The sequence below is a fragment of the Halotalea alkalilenta genome (assembly GCF_001648175.1).
Taxonomy (GTDB): domain Bacteria; phylum Pseudomonadota; class Gammaproteobacteria; order Pseudomonadales; family Halomonadaceae; genus Halotalea; species Halotalea alkalilenta_A.
This window is the reverse complement of sequence record NZ_CP015243.1, coordinates 1,613,346-1,631,159: the sequence shown is the minus strand read 5'-3', so window position 1 is coordinate 1,631,159 and position 17,814 is coordinate 1,613,346. Positions and strand designations below refer to the sequence as shown.

The following is a 17,814-nucleotide window of genomic DNA, read 5'->3' as shown; positions in this document are numbered from 1 at the left end:
CAACCTACCATTGGTAAACTAAAACTACCAACAGTAGGTTTTTGGCCCGACATAAGGAGACTCAGCCATGTCACCTGATCCCATTCTGCTCATCGGCGGCTCCGGCGTCATCGGTCGCTGGACGGCACGCTTCCTGCGTGCCGCTCACCCCAACGTAGCGCTACTGATCGGCGGCCGCGATATTGCCAAGGCCGAGGAAGTCGCAGCCGAGGTCGGCGGTGCCGAGGCCGTGGTGCTCGACCCCACCGCCTATCTCGCCCGCCTTAATCAGGCTGGCGGGACGATCATGAAGCTTGAGTAGCGACACGCAGCAGGCGCAGGATGCGCACGGCATCAAAGGCCATCCTGTATCTCGAATCAGGTACGTGCGGGGCCTAGGGCCGGGCCCCCTTAGAGCGAAATGGCAGGCTCGCCAGACGGCGCTCTGTCCAGCCCGTTAGCAAGTGCTCCTTTCCAACCAGCCTTTAAGCGAGGAATGCATGTCCACCGAGAAAAACAAGCAAGTGGTGCGTCGCTTCAATCTCGAAGTCATTCAAGAGGGAAATGCCGAAGCGTTCGCCTCGCTGATGGCCGCGGATTTCATCAACCACGCAGCGCCGCCGCAAATGCCGAAGGGGCCGGAAGGCATGTGGAACACCTTCCAGAACGTCCTGCGGCCCGCCCTCTCGAACCTGAGGGTGACGATCCACGACCAGATCGCCGAGGGGGACAAGGTGACGACACGCAAGACGATCAGCGGCATTCACTCGGGCACGCTATTGGGGATTCCAGCGACGGGTAGAAACGTCGCCATCGACGTCATCGACATCGTTCGCGTACAGGATGGGAAATACGCCGAGCACTGGGGAATCAACACATTGTCGGAGGTGCTTTCCAGCCTGGTGAAGCCGTGATTTTCAGGCTCGTCGCCCGGGTATGAGCACCAAACCGACCCGCTTTCCTGGGGGAAACCGGCTGCTTTGGCGTAATTCCAAGATACCATTCACGCAAATACCCCTCTCGACAGGCTGGCTGAAATGATCACGACAGGTAAGTCTGGCTAGTCTTTACGGCCTAACACGTGCCGCGTGCGCCGTCATGCCAGCCTCTCGAGCGCCAGCGCGACGAAGCTACGCAGCTTGGCCGTCATGCGTCGGTCGGCCAAGTGAACGAGCGACAGAGGCCACGCCTGGGTTGCGGTATCGGACAGCAACTGGACCAGCCGTCCCGTCGTGATGTCATCGGCGATTTCAAAGTCCGCCAACAGCGCCACGCCCAAGCCGCCCCGAGCCGCCGACAGCAACGCCGTGCCGCTGTCGGCGACGAAGCGACCTGACACTTGAATAGGCGGTGTGTTGGCGAACTGCCATCGATTGCGCGGCGCGCCATCCCGGAACAGAAGACAAGCGTGTCGTGCCAAATCGGCCGGTGTGGCCGGAACCCCATGCTGCGCCAGATACTCGGGTGACGCGCATGCGAGCCGGAAGCGGGGACGCAACGACCGGGCGACCAATCCGCTATCTGGCAGGTCGCCGAACCGGAATGCGACATCGATGCCTTCTTCGACCAGATCGACCACCCGATCGGTCAGTCGTAGATCGACTTCCACACTGGGGTAGCGGCGGAGGTAGTCGTGGACGAGCGGCGTCACGACATGCGTGCCGAACGACACGGTAGCGCTGATCCGCAGGCGCCCGGTGGGCTGGCTGTTCCGCTCCCTGGCCTCGTCTTCCGCGGCTTCGACACGGGCGAGCACGTCCAGGCAGTCGGCGAGAAAGGCCTGCCCCACCTCCGTCAGGCTCTGTCGGCGGGTGGTGCGGTGTATCAGCTTGGCGCCAAGACGCTTCTCCAAGTGCTGCACGTGTTTGGCAACCATAGTGGCGGACAAGTCGCAGACCTTCGCCGCAGCGCTGAAGCTGCCCACTTCCGCTACGCGTGCAAACACCGCCATGCTCTCTAACCTGTCCATTCCACACTCCTGATTGGAAATATCAGCACCACAGTGCCTCTAATCAAACCGAGGACACGTAAATATATTGTGCTGACCGCTGAGTTTCACGGCGCATCCGCGCCGATGGCCAGCAGGTACGACGAACTGCATGGGGAGAAAGGACATGGGCCGGCTTGAGCACAAAGTGGCGTTGATAACGGGCGGCGCGCGTGGACAGGGTGCGGCAGAGGCGCGGCTGTTCGTTCAGGAGGGGGCCCGCGTGTTCCTAGGCCAGGCACTGGCCGCAGAGATCGGCGCAACGGGGCAAGCCAGCTTCCTGTACCTGGACGTCACCGATGCCCAGGCGTGGCAAAGGGTCGTTGACGAGATCGAGGCCCAAGCAGGCCGGCTCGACATTCTCATCAACAACGCAGGCACCAACGTTCGCCACGCGCTTACCGATACGACGCGGGAAGAATGGGATCGCATGCTGAACGTCAACCTGACGGGGCAGCTTCTCGGCATCCAGGCATGCGCACCGCTGATGAAGCGCACCGGCGGCGGCAGTATCGTCAACCTGGGCTCCACCGCGGGCATCATGGGTCATCCGGTTGCCGGCTACTCTACGTCCAAATGGGGCGTGCGCGGCCTGACCAAGGCAGCGGCCATCGAGTTCGCGCCAGCCAACATCCGCGTCAACGCGCTCCATCCCGGCGTCGTAGCGACACCGATGATGGATCCCGACAGTGCGCTGTTTCGCCAATTGGTTGACTTGACGCCATTGGGCCGCGCGGCGCGGCCCCAGGAAATGGCCGAAGTGGCCCTGTTCCTCGCCAGCGACGCCGCCAGCTTCCTCACCGGCATCGACCTCGCCGCGGATGGCGGCTTCAGCGAGCTTGGGGCTTACGGCGCGGTATGGAAGAACCTCCACGCCGGATCCTGAAATGCCAGCGGGCACTCCCGCGCATTCGTTCAAAACCTATCGAAATGTCGAGGATCATAAAATGGCTACCTATCATCTGCGCCGCTACTTTCTGGCTTCTGACGATGCCACCATCGCTTACCTTGATATCTGGCATGCCCATGTCGCCAGTCTGGCGGCCCTGAATATAGCCACTGAAGGCTTCTTTACAGTAGCGGAACGTCCGCGCGAAATCGTGGCGCTGCTTCGCTTCGCAGAGGGTGCCAATCCCGAGCAGGCGATCTGCGACTACATGGCGAGCCCGGGTTTCACGCAAGACATGGTCGGCTTCGACATGACGCAGATCAAGCACGTCGAAGTCCAGACCCTTTCACCAAGTGTCGGTTCACCACTCACCTGAGCGGCTGCCTTGCGTCTACTGCTCGCCAGCGACCGCCCAAAGCTTTTGGTGCAATCCTTCTCGGATAAGGGCAAGGCCTCAACACGGTCGAAGCCCTCCGGTTCCTCGTTCTCCTCCAGGATCTGTACGGCGCCAACGCAATCGCGTCCGATGGCTGTCAGCAGATCGAACGGGTCGATCGAATCCGTCCTGAATCGCTCGGCCACGCGGCGGCGGATGGCATCGCTGTCCGGAAGCAGGTTGTCGAATTAGTTGGCGACCTTCTCGCCCTTGAGCGGCAGGTTCAGCCAATTGAACGGCAGCGACAACGACAGCGGTTGGCCGATGTCGACACCCACCCAATCCACGGCGTACTGCAGTTCCATCTCTCTGCGAGCGGGAATCGTCCATCGTCCAGCGCGAACACCGTTGGTACAGATGGACAGACCGCGGCTGTGCGATCGACGCCCCATTCACCAATCCGTTTGCGCGGCAGACGACCCCACAGGGCTGCCACAGGTTCCAATGGTCAACTCCAGACCCAGCGAGCGCAGCGCACCAGGCTAAGAGTTACTCCACGCTCAGCTCGTGGGCATTGAGTTAAATGAGAGACCCGCGACTGGCTCAGGCCAATAAGAGCAGCCAGCGCCGATTGGGTCAGCCCCTGCGACTTGCGTGCAACCTTAAGCACCGTGCCAAGTTGGACGGCAGTGACCAGCGATGTGATAACGAAGGCCTATTGGATACCTGGAATTCAGCTAAACGCGCAACAGCTGGATATCAGATATTCGCCAAGTATCTGGCATACAGCTTCGAGGTATCCGCTCGAAGCCTCGATGGCCTGCTATATCAGTGGCTCATCTGCTTTGATCATTCCCTTTAAGATGAGCTTCATTGATACTCACCTCATAATAGCCAGGCCAGCGAGACGGTAACTTGGCAGCACGAGCCGACGGTCCGGCGGATAGAACAGATGGCAACAGCAGAGAACGGCGACTCTATCTTCATCTCGTACGCCTAGGGCTCAGAAGTTCAGAAAAAAGAGTGGGTTCGCCAAGGTATTATTTCTAGCCTAGATTGGAATCACGATATTTTCTGGGATCGTGACAACGTGCCATTGGGCGAACTAGTCGAAAGCGCCATTGATAAAGCTTTGGAAAAACGCCCACTTCTTGTCCTGTGCTTTGGCGATCAAGACTATCTGGAGGCGGCTCAGCGAGTTGGATCGGGCTTGAACGGAGAGCTACGTCTGTTGACACAGATCGCCGACGAGTCGGAAGCCAGTATTGTTCCACTGATTCTGGAGCTAGGCTGTGCAGAACGTATCTCTGTCCCCTTAATAGGTCGTCTCTATTTAGATCTGCAGCCATTGCATAGCCGGAACCTCGACCTAGGGAGGATCATTTTGGGCGTAGCTGAGTGATCGAGCCAGGCGCAGTTACAGAGTGAAATTAACAATGGATTGGCAGTCTACCAATTGAGACAGAGAGCCCTAAGCTTTCTGAAGCGACGTCCATTGACGATCTGGGATAGTGGCCGGAATCATGAGGTGACGGTGCGGCCTGATGCTGCAATGCCCTACCTAATGAAACCATCTCAATGGATGTGGGAAAGCAGTAACTGGAATTACTTGCTTGAAGACGACCAACCAACATTCTTTCCTACCAAGGGGCGCTGGCATTGGGAGTACGACCAAATCCTCGTCGGAAATGCGCTCTCTGGCCGCCGCAGTGGTATCGACATTCTTTCCACAACTAACTGGCGAAAGGGAACAGGGGGTGCTGAACAAAGTAAGCGCTCTGCTGGCCTCTAGATTCTTTAGGATGGCTAAAATCGACGAACCGTTCACTTTCGAAGCGGATGACCTGGTGAATAACCGTCAACGTTTAGGGAAGTCACAATAGCGAACAGTGAATAGCCTACTTCCGATCCTTGGAATGAGCGCGCGCATGCAGATGACTTAAGGCGAGAAGTCCGGACTGCGCGGTCTTGGTACCGGCACGCATTTCCATCGGCTCAGTCGCTTGCTAAACGGCGTCGATCAGGATTACTACGCACCCGACGGACAAATCGTGCGACCTCCGACTTCCAGTTCCTTCGGTACTCTGCCTCAATAGGTCGATAGCAATCAGTCTACAAGAGTCTTGAGATGTCACGACAGAAGGAGGTAAAGAAGTCTAGACGGCAATGAATGGGTGGCCGTAAGTGAGCGCCTAGCCGGATTAGGATACGACCTAGCAGGCCCTTGAAAGGGCTAGAACCTCGCCAGATACCTGCCGGAATTTGGCGAGGGAAATGCTAGCAGGTCAAAAAATCTTGAATTTGACTTGATCAATCTTAGTATTTGTTGAGGATTTCCCGAACAGCTTCTGGGTCATTGGTTTGGGTCAAAGCCAATGCTGTCAGAAGACGTGCTTTAACTGGTGGTTGATCGTCCACAGCAATAAAGCCATTCTTGGTATCCCCATCGTAGGAAGCACCGCGATAGAGCGACCCAGTACCGGTACGAGAGCTGCGAACCAAGATGGTTTCACTGGATAGCTTCTGAAGGTCAGGTAGCAGAGCATCAGAGACGTTTCCATTACCTGTTCCGGCGATTACGATAGCCTTGGCGCCGGCCTTCACAAAAGCGTCGAAGGCCGTCATGTCGCTGTTCGTGTATTGGTACGTGATATCTACGCGCGGCAGCTTATCAATGCTTTTGATATCAAACTGAGAATTCACCGTGTTAGGTCTGGCAATATTACGGTAGAAAAAGGGTTTGCCTTCTACTACGTAGCCGAGAGGACCATACGGGGATTTGAAAGTATCAGTTTTGAATGAGTTTGTTTTGCTGACATCGCGGGCACTATGGATTTCATCGTTGAGCGATACCAAAACACCCTTATCTTTCGCATCGGGGGATGCGGCAATGACGACGGCATCGAGCAGGTTGAGAGGCCCATCGGCGCTAATAGCGGTGGATGGGCGCATTGATGCCGCGAAGACGATTGGCTTGTTAGTATGAACGGTCAGATTCAAGAAATACGCTGTTTCTTCCAATGTGTCTGTGCCGTGGGTAACCACAATACCATCGACGCTAGGGTCTTCCGACAACGCTTCGACTCGTTTGGCTAGCTTGATCATGTACTCTTCGTTCATGCTCTTGCTGCCAATTTGAAACAGCTGCTCGGATGTGACGTTGGCAAATCTTGCAGCCTCCGGCACTTGTTCGAGAATCTTATCGACCGCCACCGAAGCAGTTTTGTAGGTCGACGTGTCGGTGGCCAACGTGCCTGACCCAGCGATTGTGCCGCCTGTTCCTACAACCACTACGTGCGGCTTCTCAGCTGTATCAGCATTGGCGCTGAAAGGCACCAGAGAAAGTATCAATGCCAAGGTCATTCCGACTGCGGCTTGCTTTACTGCGCCTTGGCAACGAGCGTAATTAGATAGAACTTTCTGATTCATTATTATCTTATCCTAAAGGCAGCCAGAGACCCGCCAAGAGCGGACCACGGCTAAGAAGTGTGTTTGGATCGTTACAAAGCTGGCAGGCAAAATTGATCCTACAGGCCATGATTGATAAGATCTATTCGTATTTTTTGATCGAACTATTTTGCACAGGTGATCAATATGATCGATTTCCGCCTCTTGGAATGCTTCGTAGCAGTGGCTGAGCACCTTCATTTCCGAAAAGCAGCCGTAAGCCTATTCATCAGCCAGCCTGCGCTCACTCAGCAGATAAAGCGGCTGGAGTCTGTTTTGAAGGTGCAATTGTTCGTGCGGAGCACCCGAGCAGTTTTTCTTACCCCAGCGGGTGAGTTACTTTTGCGAATGACTAAACAGCTACAGACAGATACCGACCATATGGTGCGATGCGTCAGGCAGGTTGCGAATGGTGAGGGGGGCTTTCTAAAAGTCGGATTTACGCCAACCGCTGCCTGCTCCTCCCTAGCGGGCGCTATCCACCATTTCCGTAGCTCAAGGCCAGACATCGATCTGGAACTGTTCGAGCTCAATTCCGTAGAGATGGTGGCATCACTTCGTGAGCGGAAGCTAGACATTGCGATTATGCGGCCAGTCAGCACAGATCCTGATGTGCAACAAGAAACGCTGTATACCGAGCCACTACTTTTTTGTCGGAGAGCAAATAGTGATAAGACGAGCGCACACTCAGTAAGCCTAAACGATACTATCCAAAGCCCACTGATCGAATATGACAATAAAATTTCCCCTTATTTTAACGACCTGCTCTCTCGCCTTTTCTATGAACGTGGATTAGTGCCAAAATACTCTTACCGAAGTATCATTCCTACAATCCTTTCCTACGTCGAAATGGGGGTGGGAAACGCAATTATTCCAGCGTCTTTGAAGCATTCGCGGTCAGGTGCACTTGCCTTCACGCCAATTTCTGACCTTCAGGCGTTAGCGCTTACCTGTGTTGCATTTTTGAAGGCCAATGAAAATTTTTTGATTAAAGATTTAATCACGAGTATTAAAACGTTTGATTTTCAATCTACTTGGCAAATCTGAATTCAGAGGCCTTCACCCGTCTGAATGCGCGGGCTGATCATGTCCCATCGAGTGTTGTCACTGCCATGGTTTTGGCAATTGAATTTACGGGGCTCATTGATCACAGCCGATAATGGTCATTCCTCCGGGCCCATCAGCCATCTTTGGGCACAGGGAATCGTCAGCGCCGCAGCACTGGTCAGCGATGCAGAGTTTAGAAAGAGTCTTCGGAAAGCCGTCAGGCAGCGGCGAGCAAGCTCTCTATCGCTACTGCCCACAATTAATGGAAAAGTGGCCCGTACTGAGTACACCGTTGTGTACGGAATAATGCGTAAGCCCTACAAAGATAGAAGCTTGGATCTCCCATTCTTCAGCAAGGTCAGCCTGCAGGCAGCTGCAGATCGACTGGATCAGCTCGATATCCCAATTGAGCTGGAGATCATTGCTAAACCCGCTGGTGAGCTTGGCGCGGAAGAAGTTAATGACGAGTAAGGTGAGCGTCCGCTTCTGGCCGAGAGCGCCTCTCATCCAACCAAGGCTTCCAGCTCCTTGGACACTGAACGCGAAAGCCGCCGCCCTCCTTCGCCACATCGGTCAGCCCAACCAGATCCGGCGCGACCTCGATCAGCCGGGCTGAGGGCACGGTGCGGCGCACGCAGGCCAATGCGCTGCGAACCGCTTCATCCGCATCCGACGCCTCGCAGGTTAACTCCTGCGCCAGACGGCCCGGCTGTCCGATACCGACCAGAGCATCGTCGAAGCCGGCCTCACCCAAGCGCTCGACCAATGCAACGGGATTGCAGTCATGGTCGGCAAGCTGGTATTTCAGGATGAAGGTGTATTTCATCATTCTGCTCGATCCTGATTCGGGAGCGCACAGATAAGCGCGTGCTCTCCGTTTCGTTCAAACGCCGATGCTGGAATGAAAATCCATAGTTGCCAGATGACAACAACCAATGCAGGCTCGCTCTACATCAGCGCCCCACAGGTTTACCGAGGCGATATCGGTCGATCACTGCCATATCTGCTCGTTCCTCTCCCAAAGCCTGAAAGACAGCATCGACGATCTCGGCCCATACCCCGGGCCGTGCAAGAATGGGCACTTCTTTGGCTAGCACGTTGCTCAGCTCGCCACGGTTCTGCTCGATCGAACGCAGAACCCGGTCAGCTTGGTGATCAGGCATCTCGACCACTTCCTTCAATGCCGCCCGCGCCCGCGCATGACTGCGCAGATAGCGCGACTCCTCGCGCATCTGCTCGGTCAGAGTCCGGCTGACGATGTTGGCCAGGAAGACTACGTGTGGCCCGAGTTCCGGATAACGCCACAGTGGTCTGGCTTGGTCGCCACCTTGAAAGACGAAATTCGACGACACGCCGTCCGGATAGGCGGTTTGCGTGGACCCGAAAGCGAGGTGGTCGCGCACGGCCTGCATCAGAGGCTTGGACACCTGGTCCAGCACCCGATCGTAACCACGCCGCTCGCCCGCGTCATCAGTGATGACCGCCGAGATCGGCAGGATCACGGGGTCCGGAATCACGCCGTCGCGCCGCAGGATGTCGTTGACTAGGAATCGATGCACGCGGCCATTGCCATCGGCCAGCGGATGGATATAGACGAAGCCGAACGCCGCAACGGCGCTGCGCATCACCGGCGACTGCCCCTCGGTCCTGTCGAGAAACACTCGCAGCCCCTCGAGCATCGCGTCGACTTCGTCGGCCGCAGGCGCCACGTAGTGCACGACCTCCTGGTAGCGAACCATTTCGCCAACGAACACAGGCGACTGCCGAATCCCGAAGTGCGCGATCGTGGTCCGATCGCCCAATATTTCCTGTTGCAGGGCTGCCAATGCGGCATCGCTCAGCGGTACTTCGCCTTGTCCTGTGCGTCGTGCCATGACATCGGCGAAACGCTGTACCCGCCCCACACGGTCGGCCTCGCCTTCGATGGCGAAGCTGGCCTTGCTCTCGCGCAAGGTCATCCAGACCGCCGCACGCTGCAGCAGGTCCTCGCCGAACTCGTCCGTGAGTTCGCCGAACAGGCGCGACACTGCCAGTGCAGCTGCCGTCTCTACTGCGTCGGTCTTGACCACGATGGGGCAGAATTCGCGTGTGCCTGCCAGGTTGTCGTTCACCCGCCAGCGCGGAACCTTGGTCACCCAGTCGCTGGATGCCGCGACCAATTTCGCCTCGTCGATGGCATCGACGTAGTTGCCGCCCAGCCGCTCGGGCACCTCCAGAACATGCCCCGTCAGCCACTCATACAGAAACGCGGCACGGCGCGCGTACTGACCGGTGGGTTCGCCCGCAACCCAGGCCTGGACGAAGTCCGGCCCCGTCCGCTCGAAAAGACGGGCCAGAAACTCCAGGTGGGGCACCTCATGCCGCAGGTGGAACTGCAGATGCGCAGCGGGCTCGGCAGCCGGTCGCATGGGTTCCGTATAGGTCTCCAAACGGAAACCCTCGTTAACCTGGGTTGCGCGTCGCCCCCCCATCCGGCTCATCACAGGCAACCGCCCCAATGGCAGCACCCCATAGGCCTGAGCTAGCCAGGCGGCACCGATAGGATCTGCAGGCAAGTCATTCATGATGGGCTCCCGAGTAAAGAGGGATGTCGATGCTCAAAAATAGTTTTGCAGGCAGCATCCTGGCGAACAACGATTATGAATGAACAAAATTAGTTATATTGACTCAATTTTGCACAAAAACGATTATGCCACGATGGACTGATGTCCGCGCCATTGGGGAAGTACACACCACCCTCCTCCCCTGCTCAGGCACGCGCTTCGGCACATGCGAGCGCCGATCGATCCACGCCTCCACCATGTCCACCCATTGTTGACCTCATCCCAGGTGGCCTGGATCAGTTGGCTCTTGCGCACCAGCGTCAGCAGAATCAGGCGCAAGGCCAGCCGGATGGTCGGATAGGACGCGATGGACTCCAACTGATGGAAGGCCACCCGGACCTCGGCTGTCGACAACGCCCGGTCCTTAGGAATGAAGGGCGCGATCGGGCCGCCTTTACGCCATCGGCCGAGTTGGCAACTTCTTCGCCATGCGCGATGGCGTAATGCCGTCGGACAAAGCGATGCGCAACTGACCACGAAAGCCGTTGGCAGCAGCCTTGACGCTGTCACGTACCTGCTGCAAGGCGGCGAAGATGCGCAGAACGTACTCCAGGAAAAGTGCGCCTGCGCGAGTCAGCCGTGTGCTGCGCGTAGTACGGGCGAACAGCATCACGCCCAGTTCTTCTTCCAGTTCCTTAATGGCACGCGAAAGCGGCGACTGTTCAATGTGAAGCCGCTCCGCGGCCCGAGCAAAGTGGAGTTCTTCAGCAACTGCCAGAAAACATCGTAAATGTCGCAATTCCATCGCATTGCCTGCTTAACTCTCGAATTGAGCCAGCACGGACGAGAAGGCTCGACCGAAAACTGCTGCTGCGATGACGCGATCAGCTCAGCCTCCTCGTCGCTATCGGCAGCATAGACATTCAACCCCGCTGCGGCATAGGGGTCGGCGAGCAGCGCAGAGGGACGAAATTCGCGGCGATAAGTCGACAGCGCCTGATCCAGTACATCCGGTGCGAAATGGGAGGCGAACGCGAAGCGCAGCCCGAGAGCCGCTGCCAGCATTGCGCCGTTAAGGCTGGAACCCAGTATCCAAATCTGTGGTTTCGCGCCCGCCCCGGGCATCGCTACAACCCCGGTTTGTCCGTCATCGGCGAAGTAACTCCGAAGCTCGGCCACGTCCGACGGGAACGTGTTCGGGTCGCTCTCCAGCGTACGGCGTAGCGCGCGGATAACGCGTCCGTCACCGCCTGGTGCACGGCCAAGACCGAGATCGATTCGACCCGGATAGAGTGCGTCCAGCGTTCCGAATTACTCAGCCACAACGAGCGGTGCGTGATTGGGAAGCATGATTCCGCCTGCACCCACGCGGATTGTTCTCGTCGCGGCGGCGATATGGCTGATCAAGACCGCAGTGGCGGATGAAGCGACTCCGGCCAGGCCGTGGTGCTCGGCGATCCAGTAGCGCGTAAATCCGAGTGCCTCGGCATGCGCTGCCAAGTCCGCCGTTTTCTCAAGGGGGTCGGCGACAGTGTTACCCTCAGAGCATAGTGTTCGGCTGCATACGCCATGAAGCTGCCCCAGCCGCAACCAATGTCGAGCACTCGCATGCCGGGTTCCAATTCGAGTTTGCGGCAGACAATATCCAGCTTGGCTTCCTGGGCTTGGTCCAGGTTATCGGCGTTCTTCCAATAACCACACGTATAGGTCATACGCTTGTCGAGCATGGCCGCAAAGAAGTGATTGCCTAGGTCATAGTGGACCTTTCCAACCTCGAAAGCACGCTTGGCTGTCTGCCGATTGAACATCCGCGTGCGCAGGTGATGGAAGAGAAGCTTGCGGGGCTTGATGTGATCGGGCAGACGTGCGCGAAGCAAATGATGAAAAAATTCATCGAGTCGCTCGGCGTCCCAGTCATCGCTCATGTAGCTCTCGCCCAGCCCCAGATTGCCACGCGCGAGTGCCCGCTCGATTACCCCATGGGCATTGAAGCGGATATCCCAGGGACGGTCGCCGTTGATGCGGATGTCAGCTTTTTCGAGTAGATCGGCAACAAAACGCTGGGACAAAGACGTCGCATCAAAAAAAGCCGAATGCTCCAAATTCGTGCTGTTTTTCATGGATTTATCCAATGTTATTTGGCCAGTCATCAATATTTCCGCTGCTTGAGTGCATGGACTTTTGATTGCGAGAATATCCTCCCTCGTGCGCGAGGAGCACCTCATCAATGACCCGCCGATTTCCAGATGTGCATAGCCGGCCTAGCGAACAACCAAGACGGCTACGGGGCTGTGGGCGAGGACTTCCGAGGTCTGGCTTCCCAGCAGCAGACGATCAAGGCCACGGCGACCATGTGATGACATAGCGATCAGGTCACAACCGCGCTCCTGTGCAGTCGCCACAATAGTCTCGGCTGGTAGCGCATCTGGAATATGCAATGTCTGCGCTTGGATCCCGAGTCGGTCGGCTGCCTCCTTTGCGTCGACAATAACCTTCTCGGCTGCCTTCTTTCGGCCGGCCTCATATTCGGCCATTTCATCGGGTGCGGGGACCCACCCAGCGCCTCCGGCCGGCCCTGCATAGGTATGGAGTTTCTCAGTGACGGTAATTATCGTTACCTTGGCGCCGAGCCCCTGCGCCAGTAATAGACCCTGTTCGATACCCTTCTGGGCCACTTCTGAACCGTCGGTCGAAAGAAGAATATGCTTGTACATGAGAATTTCCTTAGATATAGGCGTTCTTCGCCTCATAGGTCGAAGCGTCTCTTAGTGGCCTATGAATTGGCCCGCATCGACCGATGAGTTATCACCGCGCGAGAGCACTGCAATGATCAAGCTGATAATCGCGATCGCAGCGCCGGTAGAGGCAACGGCTGGATAGCCCAGGTTGGCACCGATGACCCATCCGCCCACCACTGCGCCGATCGCGTTGCCGAGATTAAATGCGCCAATATTGACGGCGGAAGCCAGGCTCGGGGCTCCGCTCGCCGCCGACATGATGCGCACTTGAATGGGCGGAATAAGAGCAAAACTCGCCGCGCCCCAAGCAAAGATGATGACCGCACTCACATAGATGTTCGACATGAACACAGCAAAGGCACCCAGCATGAGCACGTTGATGAGCAGTGATCCGGTGATTGTTCTATCCACCGACAAATCTGCGAATTTTCCTCCGAGCCAGCTGCCAACGGTCATTCCAATCCCGGCGATCAACAACATGACCATGACCACGTTGACCGAGGCGGCTGCTTCGGCCTGGAAGATAGGAGCGATATAAGTGAGCACGGTGAATACGGCGCTATTGCTCATAACGGTCAATAACAGTGGCGTTAGGACATTTTTCTGCATCAAGACTCGAAGTTCTGACCGAACATTGGTCGTCTTGCTGCCCGGAATATCAGGCAGCGCCACGCGAACCCCGATTAGCTGCACCACGCCGATAGCTGCAATTGCCCAGAAGACCGCGCGCCACCCCAGATGTTCGCCTGCCCAGGTAGCCGCTGGCACGCCAATGATATTGGCAAGCGTCAGCCCCATAAACATCGTTGCGACGGCCGCCGCGCGACGCCCTGGAGGAGCCAGGCCAGCGGCGACTATAGAGCCGACGCCAAAAAAAGCACCATGATTAATAGATGTAAAAACCCGCGACAGAATCAGCATCTCGTAGCTAGTTGATACTGCAGACCAAGTACTGCCGAGGATGAATATTGCGGACATCGCCATCAGCAACGCTCTGCGCGAAACTCGACTTGTGCTTAGCGTTACGAGCGGTGCCGCAACCATGACGCCAAATGCGTAGGCACTGACAACCATGCCCGCAGCCGGGATCGATACATTCAAATCACTGGCGATAACGGGCAGCAATCCCATAGGCCCAAATTCGGTTACGCCTATCGCGAAAGCGCCGATTGCCAGCGCCAAAAGACCCCAGTTGGGTTTCACTACACACCTCATATCATGTAAAGAAAAGCGTTGTCTGACGGAGCAGTGCCCAGTCAGGAAAAGCCACATTTACGTTAAAATCACGAATTACGTGAATCATATAGACCCTGAATGTGCCTGATAACCCCTTGCCAAGGTCAAGCACCTTTGCGTGGAGAGCAAATATCGCTTGTTACCACTCAGAACCCAACGCTTCGCCGATCCACCAATGGGGCCGAAAATGCGGTCGACGCTTTTTGACGGTCGGCCTCTGCCCGGCCCAACGCGGCTATCGGAGGGATCAGAAGATCACCCCTTACCTACGATGGGATCCTGTCGAGGTTGCCTGTAGGTATTCGGGGTTATCGCAGGGCTCCATAGCTCCCATCGAACGAGAACGCTGGCAACTCGGTTGATTGATCGCCTGGCGCAGGACCCGACTTGCCGGCCGCGAGGCATGGCTATCGGGACCCATAGTGGAGATCCGCTACCGGGACAAGGACGGTCTCAAACGGCAAGCGCACGCGCTGATCTGCCAGATTGTGCTATTGGCGAACGTGGCCTTAGCGCCCCAAAGGGACCCATCCATGTGCGGCGCGCGATTTTCAATTCATGTGAGGAAGGATGCCTGACCCAAACATGTAGGGCGCTGCTAGGCCCTAGCGCTTTGCATTCAACGCATTAATTGGGCGTCTTGATGGGTTAAGCCCCAAAGCCTGCTTTGGCTGCAGCAGCGGCACGAACGGGCTATCATCGGCACAAAATTTTTGCGCTGATTGTGGGTAATGGATTGCGCCCAACCTGATGATCAATTACCGAGCTCGATCATGAATCGTGCAGAACACTGAAGGACAATTGCATTGAACGCAGAAAATAATATTGATACAGACCGTGCTCGCGAGTTGGTCGTTTTCGCGGCCGTCGTGGACCATGGCAGTTTTTCCAACGCGGGACGCGTGCTTAATCTCAGTCCGTCTGCTATCAGTAGAACGATCGATCGCACAGAGACCAGACTAGGGGTGCGTCTACTCCTGAGAAGCACTCGATCTCTGACGCTCACCGCTGAAGGGCAAGCTTACCTGCAGGCCGCCCGAAGAATCCTGAAGGATTTGGATGATTCTGAGCAACAGATCGCGGATCAAGGCGCCCCACGAGGGCGATTGCGGGTCAGCGCTTCGCTTTCCCATGGACGACTGCATGTCGTCCCATTGCTACCGGAATTCGCTGCGCTCTATCCACATATTTTGGTCGACATTTCTTTGAGTGAAACGATCGCTGACATTGCAGGGGGTGAAGCGGATGTCGCTGTGCGGTTCGGTAAATTGCCTGACAGCAGTTTGACCGCTCGTAAACTGGGCGAGGTCAGGCGCGTGGTCGCTGCTTCACCTGATTACCTTGCGCGATTCGGCACGCCGACCAGGCCGGAAGATCTACTTTCCCATAATTGCTTGAGTTTCAATTTTCGTAGGGCCGAGACTTCATGGCCATTTCTTATCAATGGGAGCATCGAATGGCTTCCCATAAAGGGCACTATCGAAGCAAGCAGCGGAGAAACGCTTGGGCAACTTGCCACACTTGGAATGGGCATCGTGCGGCTAGGTGAATTTCTCGTAGGCCCTAAAATAAAAGCCGGCAGGCTGGTTCCGATCTTGCAGGAATTCAATCCCGGTGATGCCGAAGAGGTTCATGCTGTTTTCGTCGGTAGATCAAACATTCCTGCCCGTGTCCGCGCCTTTGTCGACTTTCTTACAGAACGGCTTTGCGATCACACGTAGTACCGACTGCATCGGCTTATCCGTAAGGTGGTGCGAACGTTGATTTGTTTTTCTTGGGCCTCCGCGATGGTGGTACAGACTGCGTAGTGGTTGAGGCGCGCGAAACCGACGGAATCCGCTTGTACCGAAGCAAGTCATGCCGGGCCTGCACCGCCAACATCAACGGGTCGCTCCAAATCGTTTCAGCCACGATGCCGTCTCCAACCTCATCGGACTGGGCGAAGGCAACGTCGCACAGGTCGTCGTGCAGCCCCTTAATCTGCAGCGATAGCGGCATCTCGAACAAGCGAATTTCGACTTCCGGCTCCTCCTGCCGGCACAGCGCCAGCAGGGTGGGAAGACGCGACGGCGTAATGCCGTCGGACAATGCGACGCACAACTGGCCATGGAAGCCGTTGGCCGCCGCCTTCACGTTGTCCTTAGCCTGCTGCAAGGCGGCGAACACGTGCGGCACGTGTTCCTGAAAAAGCGCGCCCGCGCGCGTCAACCGGGTGCTGCGCGTGGTGCGGGCGAACAGCACCACGCCCAGTTCTTCCCCCAACTCCTTGATGGCGCGAGACAGCGGCGATTGCTCGATATGCAGCCGCACGGGCGAAGTGCAGTTCTTCGGCGACGGCCAGGAAGCTGCGTAAGTGACGTAATTCCATCCTCGTCTTCCATCAAAAGTCTTTCCAGGAAGAACGCCATGCTTTGGCGCAGACCTTGCCAGCGATCATTTAGAAGTTAAGTTAGCAGTACTTCTATTTGCAGCTTACATATGGAGGGAAATCTATGTACCCAGCGTCACCACCACTGTAATAAGTGGCGCGATCGGCCACCACAACTGGCCAATCATTACGCATGCGATCAACGAGATCGGGGTTGCCAATAAAAGGCCGCCCAAAGGCTATTAGGTCGGCCCGACCGGAAGCCAAAGCCGCCTGCGCACGTTCTCGGGTGTACTGCCCACAAAGAATAAGTGACCCTTGAAACAGTTCGCGGATATGCTCCTGAATATTTTCTCCTTCGCCGCCTTCATTGATATGCAAGTATAGAATTTCGCGCGTCGCCAACGCTCTAGTTAGCGCCAAGAATGTCTCCCGCTCATCATCGAATGGCGGCATATCGTTATTGCGTCCATAAGGGGAGATTCGGACGCCGACCCGATCACTGCCAATGGCCTCGATTATAGCATCTACGGCTTCCAACACGAAACGCAGACGATTGGCTATGCTCTTTCCTCCATACTCATCCTTACGTGTATTCAGGCCGCCATTGATGAACTGGTCGAAGAGGTAGCCGTTCGCAGCATGTATTTCCACTCCATCGAAGCCAGCGGAAATAGCGTTCTTCGCTGCACTCACGAAGTCACCGGTTATGTCGTGTATTTCTCTGGTCGCGAGCGCGCGCGCTCGGCTCGGGACAAGTTGCGCGGGAATGCCCTTCTCGTCATATGCAAAGACCTTCCAGTTCAAGATCTGTGATTCCACGGAGGTGACCGGTGCCTGGTTATTCTCCTGTAGCGTCTCATGAGACATCCGCCCCACGTGCCACAGCTGCACGAATATCTTTCCTCCCGCTTCATGGACAGCGTGGGTCACCTTCTTCCAGCCATCAATCTGATCTTTTGAGTAAATACCCGGAGTCCAAAGAAACCCCCGTCCCTGAGGGGACACCACCGTCCCCTCGGTAATGATGAGTCCAGCGGACGCACGTTGTGCGTAGTAGGTCACTGTGCTGTCATCCGGCGCATTGCTCACAGCCCGGGAACGGGTCATCGGCGCCATCACGATGCGGTTGGATAGATGTGTGTGCCCCAGTGAATAGGGGAGGAACAGTTCGGAGACTGGTGATGGGTCGGACGGGTTCATC

The 17,814-nt window shown here is 56.5% G+C and carries 19 protein-coding genes and 2 pseudogenes; 7 read left to right on the top strand and 14 right to left on the bottom strand.

The features are described from left to right. Positions 1 to 67: 67 nt before the first annotated feature. The gene (locus A5892_RS07160) at positions 68 to 301 is read left to right on the top strand and encodes a hypothetical protein (protein WP_064122219.1); all 234 of its coding nucleotides are present in this window, start codon (positions 68 to 70) and stop codon (positions 299 to 301) included. Positions 302 to 479: 178 nt separating this feature from the next. Continuing rightward, the gene (locus A5892_RS07155) at positions 480 to 893 is read left to right on the top strand and encodes an ester cyclase (RefSeq protein ID WP_064122218.1); all 414 of its coding nucleotides are present in this window, start codon (positions 480 to 482) and stop codon (positions 891 to 893) included. Positions 894 to 1,075: 182 nt separating this feature from the next. Here A5892_RS07155 and A5892_RS07150 read toward each other — a convergent pair whose 3' ends face one another. After that, on the bottom strand, positions 1,076 to 1,948 hold the full coding sequence (locus tag A5892_RS07150; protein WP_064122217.1) for a LysR family transcriptional regulator: 873 nt from the start codon (positions 1,946 to 1,948) through the stop codon (positions 1,076 to 1,078). A gap of 145 nt (positions 1,949 to 2,093) precedes the next feature. On the opposite strand from A5892_RS07150, the gene A5892_RS07145 reads away from it, so the two are divergent. Next, entirely contained in the window at positions 2,094 to 2,852 is a 759-nt protein-coding gene (locus tag A5892_RS07145; protein WP_064124357.1) for an SDR family NAD(P)-dependent oxidoreductase, read from the top strand. A gap of 61 nt (positions 2,853 to 2,913) precedes the next feature. Further along, a complete protein-coding gene (locus A5892_RS20460; RefSeq protein WP_064122216.1) occupies positions 2,914 to 3,231 on the top strand; it encodes a hypothetical protein in 318 nt (105 codons plus the stop codon). Here A5892_RS20460 and A5892_RS20955 read toward each other — a convergent pair. The 3 genes from A5892_RS20955 to A5892_RS07135 all read right to left on the bottom strand — a co-directional run bounded on the left by A5892_RS20955 (position 3,120) and on the right by A5892_RS07135 (position 6,660). Beyond that, positions 3,120 to 3,470 carry a HipA N-terminal domain-containing protein gene (locus A5892_RS20955; RefSeq protein ID WP_223302869.1) on the bottom strand — a complete coding sequence of 117 codons (351 nt, stop codon included), beginning with the start codon at positions 3,468 to 3,470 and terminating at the stop codon, positions 3,120 to 3,122. The two genes, A5892_RS20460 and A5892_RS20955, sit on opposite strands and share 112 nt — an antisense overlap. A 269-nt stretch (positions 3,471 to 3,739) precedes the next feature. Then, complete coding sequence (locus A5892_RS21000; protein ID WP_223302818.1) at positions 3,740 to 3,901, bottom strand: helix-turn-helix domain-containing protein; 162 nt, start codon at positions 3,899 to 3,901, stop codon at positions 3,740 to 3,742. A 1,646-nt stretch (positions 3,902 to 5,547) separates the two neighbouring features. Next, entirely contained in the window at positions 5,548 to 6,660 is a 1,113-nt protein-coding gene (locus A5892_RS07135) for an asparaginase (protein ID WP_064122215.1), read from the bottom strand. A 165-nt stretch (positions 6,661 to 6,825) separates the two neighbouring features. Between A5892_RS07135 and A5892_RS19795 the strand changes: the two genes are divergently transcribed. Together A5892_RS19795 and A5892_RS19790 are read left to right on the top strand one after the other, a co-directional pair. Further along, positions 6,826 to 7,725, top strand: a complete 900-nt coding sequence (locus tag A5892_RS19795) for a LysR family transcriptional regulator (protein ID WP_082890319.1) — start codon at positions 6,826 to 6,828, stop codon at positions 7,723 to 7,725. Between the two features lie 39 nt (positions 7,726 to 7,764). Continuing rightward, on the top strand, positions 7,765 to 8,196 hold the full coding sequence (locus A5892_RS19790) for a DUF6119 family protein (RefSeq protein ID WP_223302817.1): 432 nt from the start codon (positions 7,765 to 7,767) through the stop codon (positions 8,194 to 8,196). Here A5892_RS19790 and A5892_RS07125 read toward each other — a convergent pair. The 8 genes and pseudogenes from A5892_RS07125 to A5892_RS07090 all read right to left on the bottom strand — a co-directional run bounded on the left by A5892_RS07125 (position 8,183) and on the right by A5892_RS07090 (position 14,209). After that, the gene (locus tag A5892_RS07125; protein ID WP_223302816.1) at positions 8,183 to 8,554 is read right to left on the bottom strand and encodes a hypothetical protein; all 372 of its coding nucleotides are present in this window, start codon (positions 8,552 to 8,554) and stop codon (positions 8,183 to 8,185) included. The genes A5892_RS19790 and A5892_RS07125 overlap by 14 nt on opposite strands. 124 nt (positions 8,555 to 8,678) lie before the next feature. Beyond that, entirely contained in the window at positions 8,679 to 10,289 is a 1,611-nt protein-coding gene (locus A5892_RS07120) for a Fic family protein (RefSeq protein ID WP_064122213.1), read from the bottom strand. 433 nt (positions 10,290 to 10,722) lie between these two features. Continuing rightward, positions 10,723 to 10,938, bottom strand: a complete 216-nt coding sequence (locus tag A5892_RS21075) for a hypothetical protein (protein WP_441294772.1) — start codon at positions 10,936 to 10,938, stop codon at positions 10,723 to 10,725. 12 nt (positions 10,939 to 10,950) lie between these two features. After that, positions 10,951 to 11,073 (bottom strand): annotated as a pseudogene (locus A5892_RS21070) (LysR family transcriptional regulator); the annotation flags it as partial. 59 nt (positions 11,074 to 11,132) lie between these two features. Continuing rightward, positions 11,133 to 11,768, bottom strand: a pseudogene (locus tag A5892_RS20700) (LLM class flavin-dependent oxidoreductase); the annotation flags it as partial. Beyond that, positions 11,672 to 12,388, bottom strand: a complete 717-nt coding sequence (locus A5892_RS20995) for a class I SAM-dependent methyltransferase (protein WP_411431761.1) — start codon at positions 12,386 to 12,388, stop codon at positions 11,672 to 11,674. The gene A5892_RS20995 and the pseudogene A5892_RS20700, both read right to left, overlap by 97 nt. Before the next feature lie 141 nt (positions 12,389 to 12,529). After that, the gene (locus tag A5892_RS07095) at positions 12,530 to 12,982 is read right to left on the bottom strand and encodes a universal stress protein (protein WP_064122211.1); all 453 of its coding nucleotides are present in this window, start codon (positions 12,980 to 12,982) and stop codon (positions 12,530 to 12,532) included. Positions 12,983 to 13,033: 51 nt separating this feature from the next. After that, positions 13,034 to 14,209, bottom strand: a complete 1,176-nt coding sequence (locus A5892_RS07090) for an MFS transporter (protein ID WP_064122210.1) — start codon at positions 14,207 to 14,209, stop codon at positions 13,034 to 13,036. Positions 14,210 to 15,048: 839 nt separating this feature from the next. Here A5892_RS07090 and A5892_RS19780 point away from each other — a divergent pair. Further along, entirely contained in the window at positions 15,049 to 15,963 is a 915-nt protein-coding gene (locus A5892_RS19780; protein WP_082890317.1) for a LysR family transcriptional regulator, read from the top strand. A gap of 16 nt (positions 15,964 to 15,979) precedes the next feature. Here the strand turns inward: A5892_RS19780 and A5892_RS07085 are convergent, their stop codons facing one another. Both A5892_RS07085 and A5892_RS07080 read right to left on the bottom strand, forming a co-directional pair. Further along, positions 15,980 to 16,552: a LysR family transcriptional regulator gene (locus tag A5892_RS07085; RefSeq protein ID WP_441294769.1), complete on the bottom strand. Its 573-nt coding sequence runs from the start codon at positions 16,550 to 16,552 to the stop codon at positions 15,980 to 15,982. A 151-nt stretch (positions 16,553 to 16,703) separates the two neighbouring features. Further along, the gene (locus tag A5892_RS07080) at positions 16,704 to 17,813 is read right to left on the bottom strand and encodes an alkene reductase (protein WP_064122209.1); all 1,110 of its coding nucleotides are present in this window, start codon (positions 17,811 to 17,813) and stop codon (positions 16,704 to 16,706) included. Position 17,814: the final 1 nt, after the last annotated feature.